Origin of the sequence: Paracoccus sp. 08 (assembly GCF_024105395.1) — a bacterium.
GTDB lineage: Bacteria > Pseudomonadota > Alphaproteobacteria > Rhodobacterales > Rhodobacteraceae > Paracoccus > Paracoccus marcusii.
This window is the reverse complement of sequence record NZ_WEKR01000008.1, coordinates 18,598-36,178: the sequence shown is the minus strand read 5'-3', so window position 1 is coordinate 36,178 and position 17,581 is coordinate 18,598. Positions and strand designations below refer to the sequence as shown.

15 protein-coding genes and 1 riboswitch are annotated in these 17,581 nt (G+C 67.3%); of the genes, 8 read left to right on the top strand and 7 right to left on the bottom strand.

The window, feature by feature from the left end:
• Positions 1-48: 48 nt before the first annotated feature.
• The 5 genes from GBO37_RS04165 to cysQ form a co-directional block, all read right to left on the bottom strand.
• Positions 49-1,071: a glycosyltransferase family 2 protein gene (locus GBO37_RS04165; RefSeq protein ID WP_252927397.1), complete on the bottom strand. Its 1,023-nt coding sequence runs from the start codon at positions 1,069-1,071 to the stop codon at positions 49-51.
• Positions 1,068-2,054, bottom strand: coding sequence for a UDP-glucose 4-epimerase GalE (galE, locus tag GBO37_RS04160; RefSeq protein ID WP_252927394.1), 987 nt, complete (start codon positions 2,052-2,054; stop codon positions 1,068-1,070). The genes GBO37_RS04165 and galE overlap by 4 nt, the downstream gene beginning before the upstream one ends.
• Before the next feature lie 3 nt (positions 2,055-2,057).
• Positions 2,058-2,954 carry a UTP--glucose-1-phosphate uridylyltransferase gene (locus GBO37_RS04155; RefSeq protein WP_252927483.1) on the bottom strand — a complete coding sequence of 299 codons (897 nt, stop codon included), beginning with the start codon at positions 2,952-2,954 and terminating at the stop codon, positions 2,058-2,060.
• Between the two features lie 142 nt (positions 2,955-3,096).
• Positions 3,097-3,897 (bottom strand): 3-deoxy-manno-octulosonate cytidylyltransferase, encoded by an 801-nt coding sequence (locus GBO37_RS04150; RefSeq protein ID WP_252927391.1) that lies wholly within the window; start codon positions 3,895-3,897, stop codon positions 3,097-3,099.
• A 2-nt stretch (positions 3,898-3,899) separates the two neighbouring features.
• Entirely contained in the window at positions 3,900-4,697 is a 798-nt protein-coding gene (cysQ, locus tag GBO37_RS04145; RefSeq protein WP_045982679.1) for a 3'(2'),5'-bisphosphate nucleotidase CysQ, read from the bottom strand.
• Positions 4,698-4,820: 123 nt separating this feature from the next.
• On the opposite strand from cysQ, the gene GBO37_RS04140 reads away from it, so the two are divergent.
• The 8 genes from GBO37_RS04140 to GBO37_RS04105 all read left to right on the top strand — a co-directional run bounded on the left by GBO37_RS04140 (position 4,821) and on the right by GBO37_RS04105 (position 13,692).
• Positions 4,821-5,642, top strand: a complete 822-nt coding sequence (locus tag GBO37_RS04140) for an ABC transporter permease (protein ID WP_252927389.1) — start codon at positions 4,821-4,823, stop codon at positions 5,640-5,642.
• A gap of 193 nt (positions 5,643-5,835) precedes the next feature.
• A complete protein-coding gene (gene dnaK / locus GBO37_RS04135; RefSeq protein ID WP_045982681.1) occupies positions 5,836-7,752 on the top strand; it encodes a molecular chaperone DnaK in 1,917 nt (638 codons plus the stop codon).
• An 83-nt stretch (positions 7,753-7,835) separates the two neighbouring features.
• The gene (gene dnaJ / locus GBO37_RS04130; protein ID WP_252927387.1) at positions 7,836-8,999 is read left to right on the top strand and encodes a molecular chaperone DnaJ; all 1,164 of its coding nucleotides are present in this window, start codon (positions 7,836-7,838) and stop codon (positions 8,997-8,999) included.
• A 42-nt stretch (positions 9,000-9,041) separates the two neighbouring features.
• Positions 9,042-9,800 (top strand): DNA repair protein RadC, encoded by a 759-nt coding sequence (gene radC, locus GBO37_RS04125; RefSeq protein WP_045982683.1) that lies wholly within the window; start codon positions 9,042-9,044, stop codon positions 9,798-9,800.
• A gap of 178 nt (positions 9,801-9,978) precedes the next feature.
• Positions 9,979-10,542, top strand: a complete 564-nt coding sequence (gene petA, locus GBO37_RS04120) for a ubiquinol-cytochrome c reductase iron-sulfur subunit (RefSeq protein WP_252927385.1) — start codon at positions 9,979-9,981, stop codon at positions 10,540-10,542.
• An 11-nt stretch (positions 10,543-10,553) separates the two neighbouring features.
• Complete coding sequence (petB, locus tag GBO37_RS04115; protein WP_045982685.1) at positions 10,554-11,894, top strand: cytochrome b; 1,341 nt, start codon at positions 10,554-10,556, stop codon at positions 11,892-11,894.
• 14 nt (positions 11,895-11,908) lie between these two features.
• Complete coding sequence (locus GBO37_RS04110; RefSeq protein ID WP_252927383.1) at positions 11,909-12,700, top strand: cytochrome c1; 792 nt, start codon at positions 11,909-11,911, stop codon at positions 12,698-12,700.
• Positions 12,701-12,813: 113 nt separating this feature from the next.
• Positions 12,814-13,692 carry a ribokinase gene (locus GBO37_RS04105; protein ID WP_252927381.1) on the top strand — a complete coding sequence of 293 codons (879 nt, stop codon included), beginning with the start codon at positions 12,814-12,816 and terminating at the stop codon, positions 13,690-13,692.
• On the opposite strand, the gene aroC is transcribed toward GBO37_RS04105, so the two are convergent.
• Together aroC and mutS are read right to left on the bottom strand one after the other, a co-directional pair.
• Positions 13,680-14,780 carry a chorismate synthase gene (aroC, locus tag GBO37_RS04100; RefSeq protein ID WP_252927379.1) on the bottom strand — a complete coding sequence of 367 codons (1,101 nt, stop codon included), beginning with the start codon at positions 14,778-14,780 and terminating at the stop codon, positions 13,680-13,682. The two genes, GBO37_RS04105 and aroC, sit on opposite strands and share 13 nt — an antisense overlap.
• Positions 14,777-17,398 carry a DNA mismatch repair protein MutS gene (mutS, locus tag GBO37_RS04095; protein WP_252927480.1) on the bottom strand — a complete coding sequence of 874 codons (2,622 nt, stop codon included), beginning with the start codon at positions 17,396-17,398 and terminating at the stop codon, positions 14,777-14,779. Before mutS ends, aroC begins: the two co-directional genes overlap by 4 nt.
• Positions 17,399-17,456: 58 nt before the next feature.
• Positions 17,457-17,557, top strand: a riboswitch (TPP riboswitch).
• Positions 17,558-17,581: the final 24 nt, after the last annotated feature.

Below are 17,581 nucleotides of genomic sequence, written 5' to 3'. Positions count from 1 at the left end.
AGCAATGTGCAGGACATCCCATTTTGGCAAGCCCATTCACCGCTTTGGTCAACGCGGCCAGTCGCCTGTGCCCATCAGGCCAAGGTCTACCAGCTGCCGCCACCCCATGAATCGTACCGATTCCGGCCCGTGCAGCCTCGGCCCGGCCGCCACCGCGCGGTGATAGGCGGCATAGGCATCGGGGTCCGCGAAATGCTGGCGCCGGTCCAGTTCCTCATGCGACTTGGCGACGATGTCGGGCAGGAACTTGCCGTGCAGAAGCGCGCCCGACAGCCGTGCATCGCCCGGCCCGTCATAGATCAGGTTCAGCCGGGGTGGCAGGATCGAATGGGTCGAGTTGACATAGACGGCCCGCCCGGTCCAGCGCATCAGCGGCAGCTTGTTCATCGTCGGCGCGCGCCGCGGCGCATCGGCAAAGAAAACCCGGTCGCGGACACCGCCCTGCAACCACAGGTTTTGCCGCGGCATCGCTCGGCTGGACCGCCACGGCCCCGCGTCGAACCAGGGCAGACGCCGTGTCAGCGGCGCCTCCGGGGGTGCATCGGCGGTACCCAGCGGTCCCGACGGATACAGGTCCAGCATCACCGCACCGAGCCCCGGCTGCCCGATCCGGTCCAGATGGGCCGTCAGATCGGGGAGCGGCCGGGTATCGTGATGGGGATAGACCAGCAGTTTATCGGCATCGACAGTCGCGCACCAATGCCCCCGCCCGAACCGCCACAGCAGCGCGCCTGCCCAATCCAGCCCGAACCGCGCCTCGCGATAGCTGGCGTCGCAGCGCCACAGCGACACGTCGGGCTGGGCGGCCAGAAACCGGTCCGACCCGTCCGTGCCGGCATTGTCGACGATCAGGAAATGCGCGACGCCCAAGCGGCGATAATGGTCCAGAAACCCCGGCAGGTGCGCGATCTCGTTGCGCAGGGTGGTCACGGCTAGGATGTCGGCGGGGCGGATGGCGGCGGTACGGTCGGCGACCGGCTGCAGCAGATGGCGCGCCCTGAGGGCGCGCCAGATCAGTTCGCGGCGTTTCCAGCGCAGGCGATAGGCCTGCCACGCCGCGCGCGGTGTCACTGCCTGTAATCGCCTGTCTGATGCCAGCGCCAGGCATCCGCGATCATCTGGGGCATGGTCGATCGGTCGGGCGACCAGCCCAGTTCGGCCTTGGCACGCGTGCTGCCGCAGACCAGCTTGACCGCGTCGCCGCCCCGGCGCGGGCCGTCCAGCATCGGCACCTCGCGGTTGGTGATTGAGCGCGTCGCGTCCACCACCTCGCGGACCGAGAATCCGTCGCCGGTGCCCAGGCAGAACACCCGGCTTTCGCGTCCCGCCCGCAGCCATTCCAGACCCTTCACATGCGCATCGACCAGGTCCATCACATGGACATAGTCGCGGATGCAGGTGCCGTCGGCGGTGGGATAGTCCGTGCCGTGGATGGTCAGCGCCTCGCGCTTGCCATCGACCGCATCCAGGATCAGCGGGATCAGATGCGTTTCGGGGCGGTGGAATTCACCGACCTGCCCGTCGGGATCGGCGCCCGCGACGTTGAAATACCGGAAGATCACAGAACGCAGGCCGTGGGCCGCGCCGAAATCCGTCAGCATGTCCTCGATCGCGCGCTTGGAGGCGCCATAAGCATTGAGCGGCGCCTGCGGGGTGTCCTCGTCCAGGATCTCGCCGTCGCGGTCACCATAGGTCGCGCAGGTCGAGCTGAAGACGAAATCCAGACAGCCCGCCGCAACCGCGGCCTCGATCAGGTTCAGCGACCCCGCGACGTTGTTGCGCCAGTAGAGGCCCGGTTCGGCCATCGCCTCTCCGACTTGGGACAGGGCCGCGAAATGCAGCACTGCCACGGGCCGGTGTTCGGCGAAGGCCGCGTCAAGGGCGGCACGGTCCATCAGGTCGGCCTCGACCACCGGACCGAACTTGACCGCATCGCGCCAGCCGGTGGAGAAATTGTCCAGCGTGACGGGGGTGAACCCCGCCGCCGCCAGTGCCTTGCAGGCGTGCGAGCCGATATAGCCCGCGCCGCCCGTCACCAGAACCGTATCCGACATGGATTATTCGGCCGCCCGGCGCATGGACATCACCTCGTGCAGGTACTCGGCGAACTCGTCCTTCAGCTCGTCGCGCTCCAGGCCAAAGGCCACGGTCGCCTGCAGGAAGCCTGCCTTGGAACCACAATCGAAACGCTGACCGCGGAAGCGCAGGCCGAACACGTCGCGGCCCGCCTGGATCTCCTCGGCGATGGCGTCGGTCAGCTGGATCTCGCCACCGGCGCCCTGCTTCAGCTTGTTGAGGTTCTTCATGACCGTCGGCGCCAGGATATAGCGGCCGATCACCGCCAGGTTCGACGGCTGCGTGCCGGTGGCGGGCTTTTCGACCATGCCCTTGGCGCGCACGATCGCGCCCATGTCCTCGGCCACGTCCAGAACGCCATAGGCCTTGGCCTTTTCGGGCGCGACCTCCATCGTGGCGACCATGCTGCCGCCGGTCTCGCCATAAGCCTCGATCATCTGCTGCAGGCAGGGGGGCTCGCCTTGGATGACGTCATCGGTCAGCACGACCGCAAAGGGCTCGTCATCCGACAGCAGGCGACGGGCGCACCAGACCGCATGGCCCAGGCCCAGGGCCTTGTGCTGCCGGATATAGGCGATGGCGCCCGAATCCATGTTCGTCGCGCGCAGAATCTCCAGCAGCTCGGTCTTGCCGGCCTTCTTCAGGCTGGATTCCAGCTCGTGCGCGTGGTCGAAATAGTCCTCAAGCGAGCCCTTGCCGCGCGAGGTCACGAAGATGAATTCCTTGATGCCTGCCGCGCGCGCCTCGTCGATGGCGTATTGAATCAGCGGCTTGTCGACCAGCGACAGCATTTCCTTGGGGATGCTCTTGGTGGTGGGCAGGAATCGTGTTCCCAGTCCGGCGACCGGAAAGATGGCTTTTGTAACCTTCGGGACCAGYCCCCGCCGCAATGGCGTCGATGCCTAGTGCAGCAGCGACATTGACTTCAATGGGCAGGTTAGGCTCTCGGCAGCTTGTCGCCAAGCAAATGTCGAGAATTCGCTGCAAATTCACAAAGATCAAACGCTGCGGGGCAGGCGATCACATCATCGCCATGTCCTGCATCATCTGCTCCAGACGCGGAACATCCTGAGGGTTGTTTAGTTCCCAGAATTGCCGACCGCGTGCCTCGACCTCGACGCAGCGCACATGGCGGCCGCGTTCCAGAAAACGCAGCTGTTCCAGTCCCTCCAGCCGTTCCAGGGCGCCTTCGGGCCAGGTGGCGTATTCGGCCAGCGCCGCCGGGCGATAGGCATAGACGCCCACGTGATGAAAGACCGGGCTGGGCGCGTCGGGCGCCACGTCGCCCGGAACAAAGGGGATGACCTCCTTGGAAAAGTACAGCGCACGGCCCTCATGGCCGAAAACCGCCGTCGTCCCGCCCACGCGCCCCGCATGGCGGTCGGCGATCAGGTCGGCCCGCATCGCCCCGGTGCAGCGTAGGACAGGCGTCGCCACCTGCGCGTCGGGATCGGCGCGCAGGCCCGCGACCAGATCCTCGACGAACCAGGCAGGCGTCAGCGGCGCGTCGCCCTGCAGGTTCACCACGATCTCGGGGGTCAGGCCCAGGGTCGCCACCGCCTCGGCGCAGCGCTCGGTGCCGTTGCGGCAGTCGAGGCTGGTCATCGCCACCTCCGCGCCGAAGGCCAGGGCGTGGTCGCGGATGCGGTCGTCGTCGGTGGCCACGATAACGCGGTCGATCCCGCGCACGCCGACGGCCGCGTCCCAGCTGCGTCGGATCAGGCTGCGCGCCTGCCCCCCCGCGCCGCGCAGTTCGACCAGCGGCTTGCCCGGATAGCGGGTCGAGGCGAAACGGGCGGGAATGACGATGACGACCGACATGGTCACTCCTTCACCAGCAGGACGCCCGGCGCATAGGCGATGAAGAACGGGTTCTCGAACCCCGGCTTGCCATAGGCCAGGGGGCTGTGGTCGTCGAACCGCACGACCTCTCCGCCGGCGCCGCGCAGGACGGCGTCGCCCGCGGCGGTGTCCCATTCCATCGTCCGGCCCAGGCGCGGATACAGGTCAGCCTCGCCCGTGGCGACCAGGCAGAACTTCAGCGAGCTGCCCGCGCTGGTCATGTCGCGCACGCCGTAGCGGTCGATATAGGCGTCGGTCGCCGCGTCGCGATGCGACTTGGAGGCGACGACCATCAGGCCGCGGTTGTCGGGCATCGGGTTCACGCCGATCGGGCGGGTCTCTCCGGGCGCGTCCCCGAAGGGGCCCGTCTCCTCGACGGACCGCCCGTCGGCGGTGGTGTAGAACAGCCGCCCCTTGGCGGGGGCGTAGACGATGCCGCGCACCGGCACGCCGTCCTGGACATAGGCGATGTTGACGGTGAAATCGCCGCGGCGCTGCACGAACTCCTTGGTCCCGTCCAGCGGGTCCACGATCAGGAAGGTGCGCAGGCTCTGGCCGTGGGTGTCGGCCTGCTCCTCGGTCACCAGGGGCGTGTCCGGGAACGCCTCGCGCAGCCCGGCCGAGATCAGCGCATCGGCGGCCTCGTCCGCGGCGGTGACGGGCGAATCATCGGACTTGGCGCGGACATCGAAATCGTCGGCCTCGTAGATCTGCATGATCCGGTCGCCGGCCTGCAGGGCCAGGCGCCGCATTTCGGTGATCAGTCGGTCGAATTGCATTCACTTTCCTTTCCCTGCCAGAGGCCTGCGGCCGCTGCCCGATTGTGCGGGGGTGCTGCGCCTCTTATGATGTGCGGCGGGTCCATCGGCAAGCGCCGGGCCGCCAGTGACGCAGCGCCGCCCTTGTTCAAGCAGCGCCAGAACCGGAACCTGTTCCAGGCCGCCTTCACCACCTTCGCGCTGATCTATCACCAGACGGTGTACAACCTGCGCACCGAACACCGCAACGCGGTGCTGGGCCTGGTCATGACCATGATGCAAAGCGTCGTCTTCGTCGTGGTGTTTCTGGGCATGTACACGCTGATCGGCATCGGCGGGTCGCAGATCCGCGGGGATTTCCTGCTCTACATCATGTCGGGGATCTTCATCTTCATGCTGCACGTGCAGGCCGTGGGCGCGGTCGCGGGCAGCCATTCGGTGTCGTCGGGCATCATCAAGCACGAACCCCTGAACGCGGCGGTGCTGATCTCGGGGGCGGCGCTGGCGGTGCTGTACCGCCAGACGATCAGCTGTCTAGTGATCCTGTCGGTCTACCACATGGTCTTCCAGCCGATCACGATCGAGGACCCTGTCGGCGCCGGGTCGCTGTTCGTGGTGTCCTGGTTCACCGGCTGCGCGATCGGGCTGATCTTCCTGGGCATCCGCCCCTGGTCCCCGCAGGCCTGCAAGGTGCTGACGATGGTCTATCAGCGCGTCAACATGTTTGCGTCAGGCAAGTTCTTCGTCGCCAACATGATCCCCAGCTTCATCCTGCCGTGGTTCGCGTGGAACCCGCTGTTCCACCTGATCGACCAGGAACGCGGCTTCCTGTTCATCAACTATTCGCCCCATCGCACGATGCTGTTCTACCCCCTGTGGTTCGCGATCGCGGCGCTGATGGTGGGGCTGCTGATCCACTTCACGACCCGCAAGTACGAATCCATCAGCTGGAGCGCCGCGCAGTAGCGCCATGGCCCCGGTTTCGCGGGCCCAAACCACCGATTTTGCGCTGCAGCAGTGCTTGCGGGGCTGAATTGCATCCCTATATACACCCCCGAAGCGGTCCGGAGGTTCCGGCCCGTTCGTCAAGGGATCGGGCCTCGGGGGCCGCAACGGACCCGCAGTCCAAGATATCGCCGCAAGAGAAGGTTAAACACATATGTCAAAAGTCATCGGCATCGACCTCGGCACCACCAACAGCTGCGTCGCCATCATGGACGGCAGCCAGCCGAAGGTCATCGAGAACAGCGAAGGCGCGCGCACCACGCCCTCGATCGTGGGTTTCAAGGACGGTGAACGCCTGGTCGGCCAGCCCGCCAAGCGCCAGGCCGTGACCAACCCGACCAACACCGTCTTTGCCGTGAAACGCCTGATCGGGCGCCGCATGGGCGACGAGGCTGTCGAGAAGGACCGCAAGATGGTCCCCTACACCATCGCGGATGGTGGCAACGGCGACGCCTGGGTCGAGGTGCAGGGTGAGAAGTACTCCCCCGCGCAGGTCAGCGCGATGATCCTTCAGAAGATGAAGGAGACCGCCGAATCCTATCTGGGCGAGACCGTGACCCAGGCCGTGATCACCGTTCCGGCCTATTTCAACGACGCCCAGCGCCAGGCCACCAAGGACGCCGGCAAGATCGCCGGCCTGGAAGTGCTGCGCATCATCAACGAGCCGACCGCTGCCGCGCTGGCCTATGGTCTGGACAAGAAGGAAACCAAGACGATCGCGGTCTATGACCTCGGCGGCGGTACCTTCGACATCACCATCCTGGAGATCGACGACGGCCTGTTCGAGGTGAAGTCCACGAACGGCGACACCTTCCTGGGTGGCGAAGACTTCGACATGCGGATCGTGAACTATCTGGCCGACGAGTTCAAAAAGGAACACGGCGTCGATCTGTCCAAGGACAAGATGGCCCTGCAGCGTCTGAAGGAAGCCGCGGAAAAGGCCAAGATCGAGCTGTCCTCCTCCAGCCAGACCGAGATCAACCAGCCGTTCATCTCGATGGACAAGAACAGCGGCACCCCGCTGCACCTGGTCGTCAAGCTGACCCGCTCCAAGCTGGAAAGCCTGGTCGCTGACCTGATCAAGCGCACCATGAAGCCCGTCCAGGACGCGCTGAAGGATGCCGGCTGCTCCAAGGGCGACATCGACGAGGTCGTCCTGGTCGGCGGCATGACCCGCATGCCCAAGGTCGTGGCCGAGGTCACCGAGTTCTTCGGCAAGGAGCCCCACAAGGGCGTGAACCCCGACGAGGTCGTGGCCCTTGGCGCCGCCATCCAGGCCGGCGTGCTGCAGGGTGACGTCAAGGACGTCGTGCTGCTGGACGTGACGCCGCTGTCGCTGGGCATCGAGACGCTGGGTGGCGTGTTCACCCGCCTGATCGACCGCAACACGACCATCCCGACCAAGAAGAGCCAGATCTTCTCGACCGCCGAGGACAACCAGGGCGCCGTGACGATCCGCGTGTTCCAGGGCGAGCGCGAGATGGCCGCGGACAACAAGATGCTGGGCCAGTTCAACCTGGAGCACATCCCGCCCGCGCCGCGCGGAATGCCGCAGATCGAGGTGACCTTCGACATCGACGCCAACGGCATCGTGTCGGTGGCCGCCAAGGACAAGGGCACCGGGAAAGAGCAGACCATCACCATCGCGGCTTCGGGCGGTCTGTCCGACGAGGACATCGAGCGGATGGTCAAGGATGCCGAGGCGAACGCCGAATCCGACAAGACCCGCCGCGAGCTGGTCGAGGCCAAGAACCAAGCCGAAAGCCTGATCCACTCGACTAACAAGTCGCTGTCCGAGCATGGCGACAAGGTCGACGCCTCGACCGTCGAGGCGATCGAGCTGGCCATCGGCGCGCTGGAGGAATCGCTGAAGTCCGAGGACCCAGGCAAGATCCGGTCGGGCATCCAGAACGTCATGGACGCGTCCATGCGCCTGGGCGAGGCGATCTACAAGAACCAGCAGAGCGCCGAGGACTCCGATCCGTCGGACCGCGACGCCCCGCGTGATGTCGACGACGACATCGTGGACGCCGATTTCGAAGATCTGGGCGACGACAAGAAGCGCGGCTGATCGGGGCCGCATCCCCTGACCGGGCCGGCCCGCCTTTCCCGCGGGCCGGCCTGTTTCATGGGGACAGCTGAACAGGACGACACATGAGCAAGCGTTGTTACTACGAAGTGCTCGGGGTCACGCGCGGGGCCTCGACCGACGAGATTAAGAAGGCCTACCGCACCAAGGCCAAAGAGCTGCATCCCGACCGCAACCAGGACGATGCGACAGCCGAGGCCCGCTTCAAGGAAGCGAACGAGGCCTATGACTGCCTGAAGGACGACACCAAGAAGGCCGCCTATGACCGCTTCGGCCATGCCGCCTTCGAAAGTGGCATGGGCGGCGGTGGCGGTGGCCGCGGCCAGCATCCGGGCGATTTCGGCGCGGCGTTCGCCGACGTGTTCGAGGATCTGTTCGGCGACATGATGGGCCGTCGCGGCGGCGGCGGTGGCGGGCGTGCCCGGGCGCAGCGCGGGCAGGACCTGCGCTACAACCTGCGCGTCAGCCTTGAGGACGCCTATGTCGGCGTGCAAAAGCCCATCACCGTGCGCGGCTCGGTCGCCTGCGGCGAATGCGACGGGACCGGGGCCGAGGGCGCGTCCCAGCCCGCCGCCTGTCCGACCTGCGCAGGCATGGGCAAGGTCCGCGCCCAGCAGGGCTTCTTCACCGTCGAGCGCACCTGCCCGACCTGCGGCGGCGCGGGGCAGATCGTCAAGAACCCGTGCAAGGCCTGCCACGGTGCGGGCCGGATGGAACGCGACCGCGCGCTGTCGGTGAACATTCCCGCCGGTGTCGAGACCGGCACCCGCATCCGGCTGGCCGGAGAGGGCGAGGCGGGATTGCGTGGCGGTCCGGCCGGGGATCTGTACATCTTCATCGAGGTCCAGGACCACGCCATCTTCCTGCGCGACGGCAAGACGCTGGCCTGCCAGGTGCCGGTCAGCATGGCCACTGCCGCCCTGGGCGGAGAGGTCGAGGTGCCGACCATCGACGGCGGGCGCGCCCGCGTCAAGGTCGCAGCCGGCAGCCAGACGGGCCGGCAGATGCGCCTGCGCGGCAAGGGCATGCCGCCCCTGCGCCACGGCCCCGGCGCGCAGGGCGATTTCGGCGACATGCTGATCGAGCTGACCGTCGAGACGCCGGTCAACCTGACGCCCCGCCAGCGGGAGCTGCTGCGAGAGTTCGAGGCCGAGAAGGCCGACAACAGCCCGCAATCGGACAGCTTCTTCGACAAGGTGAAGGGGTTCTGGGAAGGGATGACCCGTTAAGGGTTAACCGTTCCTTTACCGATTCGGGTTCATGTTCCGCACATGGACCCGAATCGTTCCTTTGGCGAAATGCCCCTGCCCCTGTTCAGCCCCGCCGCGGATGACGTGGTGCCGGCCACCAAGGCCGCACCCTCCTATCTGGCCGATCACCGGGCAAGGCTGCGCGAACGGTTCCTGCAGGGCGGCGCGACCGCGATGCCCGATTACGAGCTTTTGGAGCTGGTGCTGTTCCGCGCCATCCCGCGCCAGGACGTCAAACCGCTGGCCCGCCGCCTGATCGAGACCTTCGGCGATTTCAACCGCGTGGTCACCGCGCCGCCCGCCCGCCTGCAGGCGGTCGATGGTGTTGGCCCCGCGGTCGTCACCGAACTGAAGATCGTCGAGGCCGCGGCGCAGCGCATGGCCCGCGCCCGCATCATGCACCGCCCGGTCCTGTCCAGCTGGCAATCGCTGCTGGATTACTGCCACACCGCGATGGCGCATCGCGAGATCGAGCAGTTCCGCGTGCTGTATCTGGACCGCAAGAACGTCCTGATCGCGGACGAGGAGCAGTCGCGTGGCACGGTGGACCACGTCCCCGTCTATCCGCGCGAGATCATCCGCCGGGCGCTGGAGTTGAACGCCTCGGCGCTGATCCTGGTGCACAACCATCCCTCGGGCGATCCGACCCCCTCGGACAGCGATATCGCCATGACGGCACGCATCGGGCAGGCCGCAGAAAGCATGGGAATCACCATCCACGACCACCTGATCATCGGCAAGTCGCGCGAGCTGTCGTTCCGGTCCGAGGGCCTGCTCTGATCCCCGCGGGGGGTGCAGCATTTGTGCCCGATGCGTCGAATTGCAACGGGCCGCGACGGCTTATCATCTGGACTGACGAGGAATTGAGGGCTAGAACCGCTCCGCGAAGGCTGCGTTTCGGACGCGGCCCGGAATGTCGTATCGGCCTGCATTGACGGCCCGAATTGGAGTATGACCCGTGTCCCACGCAGATGACCACGTAGGCACCCGGAGGGATTTCCTCTATTATGCCACGGCGGGCGCAGGCACGGTGGCCGCCGGTGCCGCCGCCTGGACCCTTGTGAATCAGATGAACCCCTCGGCCGACGTGCAGGCGCTGGCCTCGATCCAGGTCGATGTCAGCGGCGTCGCCGCCGGGTCGCAGATCACCGTGCTGTTCCTGGGCAAGCCCGTGTTCATCCGCCGCCGGACCCCCGAGGAGATCGAGGCCGGACGTGCGGTCGAGCTGAGCGACCTGCCCGACCAGAACGCTCAGAACCCCAACCTGGCCGACGGATCGCCCGCCACCGACGCGAACCGCGCGTTGGACGAGACCGGCGAATGGCTGGTCCAGATCGGCGTCTGCACCCATCTGGGCTGCGTGCCCATCGGTGACGGCGCGGGCGATTTCGGCGGCTGGTTCTGCCCCTGCCACGGCAGCCATTACGACACCGCAGGCCGCATCCGTCGCGGGCCCGCGCCGCAGAACATGCATATTCCGCTGGCGTCGTTCGTGAACGACACCACCATTCAGCTGGGTTAAGGAGGGTTATCATGGCCGGAATTCCGCACGACCATTACGAGCCCAAGTCGGGCTTCGAACGCTGGCTTCACCGCCGCCTGCCCGTCGCCGGCGTGCTTTACGACACGCTGATGATCCCCACGCCCAAGAACCTGAACTGGATGTGGATCTGGGGGATCGTGCTGGTCTTCTGCCTGGTGCTGCAGATCGTCACGGGCATCGTCCTGGTGATGCACTATACCCCGCATGTCGACATGGCCTTCGCCAGCGTCGAGCACATCATGCGCAACGTCAACGGCGGCTACATGCTGCGCTACATCCACATGAACGGCGCGTCGCTGTTCTTCGTGGCCGTGTACCTGCACATCTTCCGCGGCCTCTACTACGGCAGCTACAAGGCCCCGCGCGAGGTCACCTGGATCATCGGCATGCTGATCTACCTGTTGATGATGGCCACCGCCTTCATGGGCTACGTGCTGCCCTGGGGTCAGATGTCCTTCTGGGGCGCGACCGTGATCACCGGCCTGTTCGGCGCCATTCCGGGCGTGGGCGAGACGCTGCAGACTTGGCTGCTGGGCGGACCCGCGGTCGGCAACGCGACGCTGAACCGCTTCTTCTCGCTGCACTACCTGCTGCCCTTCATCATCGCGGGCCTGGTCATCGTCCACGTGTGGGCCTTCCACACCACGGGCAACAACAACCCGACCGGCATCGAGGTGCGTCGCACCAGCAAGGAGGAGGCCGCCAAGGACACCCTGCCCTTCTGGCCCTACTTCGTCATCAAGGACCTGTTCGCGCTGGCCGTCATCCTGGCAGTGTTCTTCGCGATCGTGGGCTTCATGCCCAACTATCTGGGCCACCCGGACAACTACATCGAGGCCAACGCGCTGGCCACGCCCGCGCATATCGTGCCCGAATGGTACTTCCTGCCCTTCTACGCGATCCTGCGCGCCTTCGACGCCGAGGTGTGGCTGGTCCAGCTGGTCCAGTTCGTGACCTTCGGCATCGTCGACGCCAAGTTCTTCGGCGTGCTGGCGATGTTCGGCGCCATCGTGGTGATGGGCCTGGCGCCCTGGCTGGACACCAGCCGCGTGCGCTCGGGCCGCTATCGTCCGCAGTTCAAGTGGTGGTTCTGGCTGCTGGCGGTCGACTTCGTCGTCCTGACCTGGGTCGGTGCCATGCCCACCGAGGGGCCCTATCCCTACATCGCGCTGGCTGCCGCGGCCTACTGGTTCGGCTACTTCCTGGTGATCCTGCCGCTGCTGGGCGTGATCGAGAAGCCGGAGCCCATGCCCGCCACGATCGAGGAAGACTTCAACGAACACTACGCGCCCAAGGTTGGTGGAACCAGCCTGACGCAGCCGGCCGAATGAGAGGACCAAGGATCATGCTGAAAGCACTAGCGATCGCCGCCGTCACGGCCCTTGGCCTGTCCGGACCGGCGATGGCCGCAGGCGAAGGCGGGCACATCGAGGATGTCGCCTTCCCGCACGAGGGTCCGTTCGGCGCATACGACCAGTTCCAGCTGCAGCGCGGGTTGCAGGTCTATACCGAGGTCTGCTCGGCCTGCCACGGCCTGAAATACGTCGCCATCCGCACCCTGGCGGATGAAGGCGGCCCCGGCCTGCCCGAGGATCAGGTCCGCGCCTATGCGGCCGAACTGCTGCCGGTCTTCGACGACGCAATCGGAGAGGAGCGTCCGCGCACCATCACCGATCACTTCCCGGCAACCTCGGGTGACGGCATGGGCCCGGACCTGTCGCTGATGGCAAAGGCCCGCGCGGGCTTTCACGGCCCCTACGGCACCGGTCTCAGCCAGCTGGTCAACGGCATGGGCGGTCCGGAATACATCCATGCCCTGCTGACCAGCTATACCGGCGAGGACCAGGAACAGGCCGGCACGCTGCTGCACGGCAACACCGCCTTCCCCGGCGGCTGGATCAGCATGGCGGCTCCGCTGTCCGACGGTCAGGTCACCTACGAGGACGGCACCGAGGCGACCGTCGATCAGATGGCGATGGACATCGCGGCCTTCCTGATGTGGACCGCCGAGCCCAAGATGATGGACCGCAAGTCCGTGGGCCTGGTCGCGGTGCTGTTCCTGGTGCTGCTCAGCGCGCTGCTCTATGTCGTGAACAAGCGGCTGTGGGCGCCCCACAAGGGCAAGCTGCCCGCCTGATCCTGCACGACAGGTCGACATGACAGGACGCGCCCCGCAACGGGCGCGTCTTTTCACATCTGGACAAGACCCGGCCCGCCCGGTCACATGGCCGCCAAACGGCGGAGGCGCGCATGGCAATCTGGAACCTGGGCTCGATCAACATCGACCATGTCTATCGGCTGGAGAGCCTGCCAAAGCCCGGAGAGACGCTGGCCTCGCGCGGCTATGCCCAGGGTCTGGGCGGCAAGGGCGCGAACCAGTCGGTCGCCGCGGCGCGCGCGGGCGCGGTCACGCATCACCTGGGCGCGATGGGCACGAGCGATGACTGGGTGCGCGACCGGCTGGCGCAGGCGGGCGTGGACATGGGCCATGTCGCCCGGCTTGCGGATCAGGCGACGGGCCACGCGATCATCCTGCTGGATGCCGATGCGGAAAACGCCATCGTCATCCACCCCGGCGCGAACCGCGCCATCGACGAGGCCGCGCTGACCCAGGCCCTCTCCGCCCTGACCCCCGCTGATACGCTGCTGATCCAGAACGAGACGAACGGCCAGGTCGCCGCCGCCCGCGCGGCGCAGGCGCAGGGCGCGCGCGTGATCTATTCCGCCGCCCCCTTCGATCTGGACGCGGTGCGCGCGGTCCTGCCCCATGTGTCAATCCTGGCGATGAACGCCGGAGAGGCGGAGCAGCTCTTCGCGGGCGTCCCCGGCGACCTGCCCGTGCAGGGCCTGCTGATCACCCGCGGCGCGGACGGGGCCGAATATCGCGACCTGACCACGGGCCAGGTGCATGAGCAGCCCTCGTTCCGCGTGACGCCGGTGGACACGACCGGCGCGGGCGACACCTTCGCGGGATATTTCGCGGCGGCGCTGGACGGCGGGGCGGATATTCCTGCCGCCCTACGGTTGGCCTCGGCCGCGGCGGCGGTCAAGGTCACGCGGGCGGGGGCGGGCGATGCCATCCCCACCCGTACCGAAGTAGACGCGTTTCTGTCCGATCAGCCGATCTGACCACGCACCCCGCCGGTCTGCGCCCGGTCCATCAGCAGGTGGTCCAGGATCACGCAGGCGGCCATCGCCTCGGCCACCGGCACGGCACGGATGCCCACGCAGGGGTCGTGGCGGCCCTTGGTGATCACGTCGATCTCCTCTCCGCGTGAGTTGATCGATCGGCGGGGCGTGGTGATCGAGCTGGTCGGCTTGATCGCGAAACGCACGACGATGTCCTGACCCGTGGAAATCCCGCCCAGAATCCCGCCTGCATGGTTCGACAGGAACTCCGGCCCGTCCGGCCCCATGCGGATCTCGTCCGCGTTCGCCACCCCGGTCAGCGCGGCCGAGGCCATGCCCTCGCCGATCTCGACGGCCTTCACGGCGTTGATCGACATCATCGCGGCGGCCAGATCGGTGTCCAGCTTCGCATAGACTGGCGCGCCGAGGCCCGGCGGGCAGCCCTGAACGCAGACCTCGATGGCCGCGCCGACGCTGTTCTGATCCTTGCGGATGCCGTCCAGGTAATTGGACCAGGCCTGCACCGCGCCCGAATCGGGCAGGAAGAACGGATTGTCATTCACCGCGCCCAGGTCCAGCCGCGCGCGGTCCAGATGCATCGCCCCCATCTGCACCATGTAGCCGGTGATCCGCAGATCGGGCACCAACGCGCCCAGAACCGCCTGCGCAACCGCACCGGCCGCAACCCGCGCCGCCGTCTCGCGCGCCGAAGACCGGCCCCCGCCGCGATAATCGCGCACCCCGTATTTCAGATGATAGGTGATGTCGGCATGCCCCGGGCGAAAGCTGGTCGCGATGTCGCCGTAATCCTTGGACCGCTGGTCGGTGTTCTCGATCATCAGCTGGATCGCGGTGCCGGTGGTGACGCCCTCGAAGACGCCGGACAGGATGCGCACCTGGTCGGGTTCGCGCCGCTGCGTGGTGTGTTTCGACGTCCCGGGGCGGCGGCGGTCCATGAAGCGCTGGATATAGTCTTCCGTCAGGGGCACGCCGGGCGGCACGCCGTCCACCGTCGCGCCCAGGGCGGGGCCGTGGCTTTCGCCCCAGGTGGTAAAGCGGAACTCGCGGCCGAAGGTGTTGTAGCTCATGGGCGCGTCTCCTCGGACAGGGCTTTCAATTCATAGATCAGGTCCAGCGCCTCGCGCGGGGACAGGGCGTCGGGATGGACCGCCTTCAGGCGATCATCCAGCGGGCGGGCCTTGGGCGCGGGCGGCGGGGCCGCGCGGAACAGCGGCAGGTCGTCGATCAGCGCCACGGGGCGCGCCGACTGACGCTCTCCGCTTTCCAGCGCGGTCAGGACGGTGCGGGCGCGTTCCACGACGGAGGCGGGCAGCCCCGCCAGCTTTGCCACCTGCACGCCATAGCTGCGGTCGGCCGCGCCCTTCCTGACCTCGTGCAGAAAGATCACCTCGCCCTGCCATTCGCGCACGGTGACGGTGGCGTTCTCGACGCCCTCCAGCTTGGCCGACAGCGCCGTCATCTCATGGTAATGCGTGGCGAACAGCGCCCGGCAGCGGTTGGCGGCATGCAGATGCTCCATCACCGCCCAAGCAATCGACAGCCCGTCCCAGGTCGAGGTGCCGCGCCCGATCTCGTCCAGGATCACCAGCGCGCGGTCATCGGCCTGATTGAGGATCGCGGCGGTTTCCACCATCTCGACCATGAAGGTCGAGCGCCCCCGCGCCAGATCATCGGCGGCGCCCACGCGGCTGAACAGCTGGCTGACCAGCCCGATATGCGCCGCGCGCGCCGGAACAAAGGCCCCCGCCTGCGCCAGCACCGCAATCAGCGCGTTCTGGCGCAGGAAGGTCGACTTGCCCGCCATGTTCGGCCCGGTCAGCAGCCAGATCGCGGGCGTGGCCCCGGTGGTCAGGTCGCAGTCGTTGGCGACGAAGCTTTCCGCCTTCCGGCGCAGCGCGCGTTCCACGACCGGATGGCGGCCCCCTTCGATGACGAAGGCGCGGCTGTCGTCGACGCGCGGCCGGACCCAGCCCTCGCCCGAGGCGAGATCCGCGAAGGCGCAGGCCAGGTCGATCTCGGCCAGCGCGCGGGCCGCCTGCCCGATCCGCGCCGCCTGATCCAGGATCGCCGTCCGCAGGCGGTCGAAGATGCCGCGCTCGATCTCCAAGGCGCGGTCGCGGGCGTTCAGGATGCGGGTCTCCAGCTCGGACAGCTCCACCGTGGTGAAGCGGATCTGGTTCGCGGTGGTCTGGCGGTGGATGAAGGTCTGGTTCAGCGGCGCGGCCATCATGCGCTCGGCATGGGTGGTCGTCGTCTCGATGAAATAGCCTAGGACGTTGTTGTGCTTGATCTTCAGGCTGCCGACCCCGGCCAAGGCCGCATAATCGGCCTGCATCCCGGCGATGACGCCGCGCCCCTCGTCGCGCAGGCGACGGGTCTGGTCCAGATCGGCGTCATGCCCCTCGGCCACGAAGCCGCCATCCCGCACCAGCAGAGGCGGCTCGGCCACCAGCGCATCATCCAGCAGGTCAACCAGCGTCTCATGCCCGACCAGATCGCCCGCCGCATCGCGCAGCACGGGCGGCGCATCACCGGGCAAGCGCGCCGCGATGGCCGCGCCCTGCGTCAGCCCCGCCCGGATCGCGGCCAGATCGCGCGGCCCCCCCCGGTCCAGCGCCAGCCGCGACAGCGCCCGGTCCATGTCCGGCACCCGCGCCAGCGCGCCGCGCAGATCCGCCAGCAACCGCGCATCCCCCGCCAGCGCCGCCACCGCGTCATGGCGCGCCGCGATCAGGCCCAGATCGCGCGACGGCGCGCTGATCCGGCGTTCCAGCAGGCGCGCGCCCGGCGCGGTCACGGTGCGGTCGATGGCCGCCAGCAGCGATCCGTCGCGCCCGCCAGACAGGGCCTGGGTCAGCTCCAGATTGCGCCGGGTCGCGGCGTCGATCTGCATCGCACCGCCTGCGCGTTCGCGCACCGGCGGGCGCATCAGCGGCAAGCGGCCCTTCTGCGTCATGTCCAGATAATCGACGATGGCGCCCATCGCGGCCAGTTCGGCGCGGGTGAAGCTGCCRAACCCGTCCAGCGTCTCGACGCCGTACAGCGCACACAGCCGCCGCGTGCCCGCATTGCTGTCGAACGCGCTGGCGTGCAGGTCGGTCATCACCGCGCCCGCGTCACCGATCAGCTCTTCCAGCCCGGTGTCGCAGGCCAGAACCTCGCGCGGGGCCAGCCGCGCCAGCTCGGGGGCCAGACGCGGCAGGGGGCAATCCATCACCGAAAACGCGCCGGTCGAGATGTCGACCCAGGCCAGCGCGCCCTCCTCGCGGACCACCACGAAGGCTGCCAGATAGTTGTGCCGCCGCGCCTCCAGCAGCGATTCCTCGGTCAGGGTGCCTGGGGTCACCAACCGCACCACGTCGCGGGCCACGACCGATTTCGACCCGCGCTTCTTGGCCTCGGCGGGGTCCTCCATCTGTTCGGCAATGGCCACGCGGAAACCCTTGCGGATCAGCGTCAGCAGATAGCCCTCGGCCGCATGGACCGGCACGCCGCACATCGGGATGGGTTCACCCGCATGGGTGCCGCGTTTCGTCAGCGCGATGTCCAGCGCGGCGGCGGCGGCGACCGCGTCGTCGAAGAACATCTCGTAGAAATCGCCCATGCGATAGAACAGCAGCGCGCCGGGATTGGCCTCCCGGATCGCAAGATACTGCGCCATCATCGGCGTGGGCTGATCAGACATGTCCTTGGTCATGCGCGGTTTCTATCCGCTTGCGCGGGCGCGCGAAACCTCTACATTCAGGGGCACCTCGGGGTGCCCCAATGCGGGCTGAGACGCGACAGCGGACCCGTAGAACCTGATCCGGCTCACACCGGCGGAGGGAAGGTGCGCACCCCTTCTTTTCGATCACCCGACAAGAGAGGC

What these genes read in the sequence shown, in the direction of transcription:
- galE (WP_252927394.1), bottom strand. Translation starts at nt 2,054, where the DNA reads ATGTCGGATACGGTTCTGGTGACGGGCGGCGCGGGCTATATCGGCTCG.
- GBO37_RS04150 (WP_252927391.1), bottom strand. Translation starts at nt 3,897, where the DNA reads ATGTCGGTCGTCATCGTCATTCCCGCCCGTTTCGCCTCGACCCGCTAT.
- cysQ (WP_045982679.1), bottom strand. Translation starts at nt 4,697, where the DNA reads ATGCAATTCGACCGACTGATCACCGAAATGCGGCGCCTGGCCCTGCAG.
- dnaK (WP_045982681.1), top strand. Translation starts at nt 5,836, where the DNA reads ATGTCAAAAGTCATCGGCATCGACCTCGGCACCACCAACAGCTGCGTC.
- dnaJ (WP_252927387.1), top strand. Translation starts at nt 7,836, where the DNA reads ATGAGCAAGCGTTGTTACTACGAAGTGCTCGGGGTCACGCGCGGGGCC.
- radC (WP_045982683.1), top strand. Translation starts at nt 9,042, where the DNA reads ATGGACCCGAATCGTTCCTTTGGCGAAATGCCCCTGCCCCTGTTCAGC.
- petB (WP_045982685.1), top strand. Translation starts at nt 10,554, where the DNA reads ATGGCCGGAATTCCGCACGACCATTACGAGCCCAAGTCGGGCTTCGAA.
- GBO37_RS04110 (WP_252927383.1), top strand. Translation starts at nt 11,909, where the DNA reads ATGCTGAAAGCACTAGCGATCGCCGCCGTCACGGCCCTTGGCCTGTCC.
- GBO37_RS04105 (WP_252927381.1), top strand. Translation starts at nt 12,814, where the DNA reads ATGGCAATCTGGAACCTGGGCTCGATCAACATCGACCATGTCTATCGG.
- aroC (WP_252927379.1), bottom strand. Translation starts at nt 14,780, where the DNA reads ATGAGCTACAACACCTTCGGCCGCGAGTTCCGCTTTACCACCTGGGGC.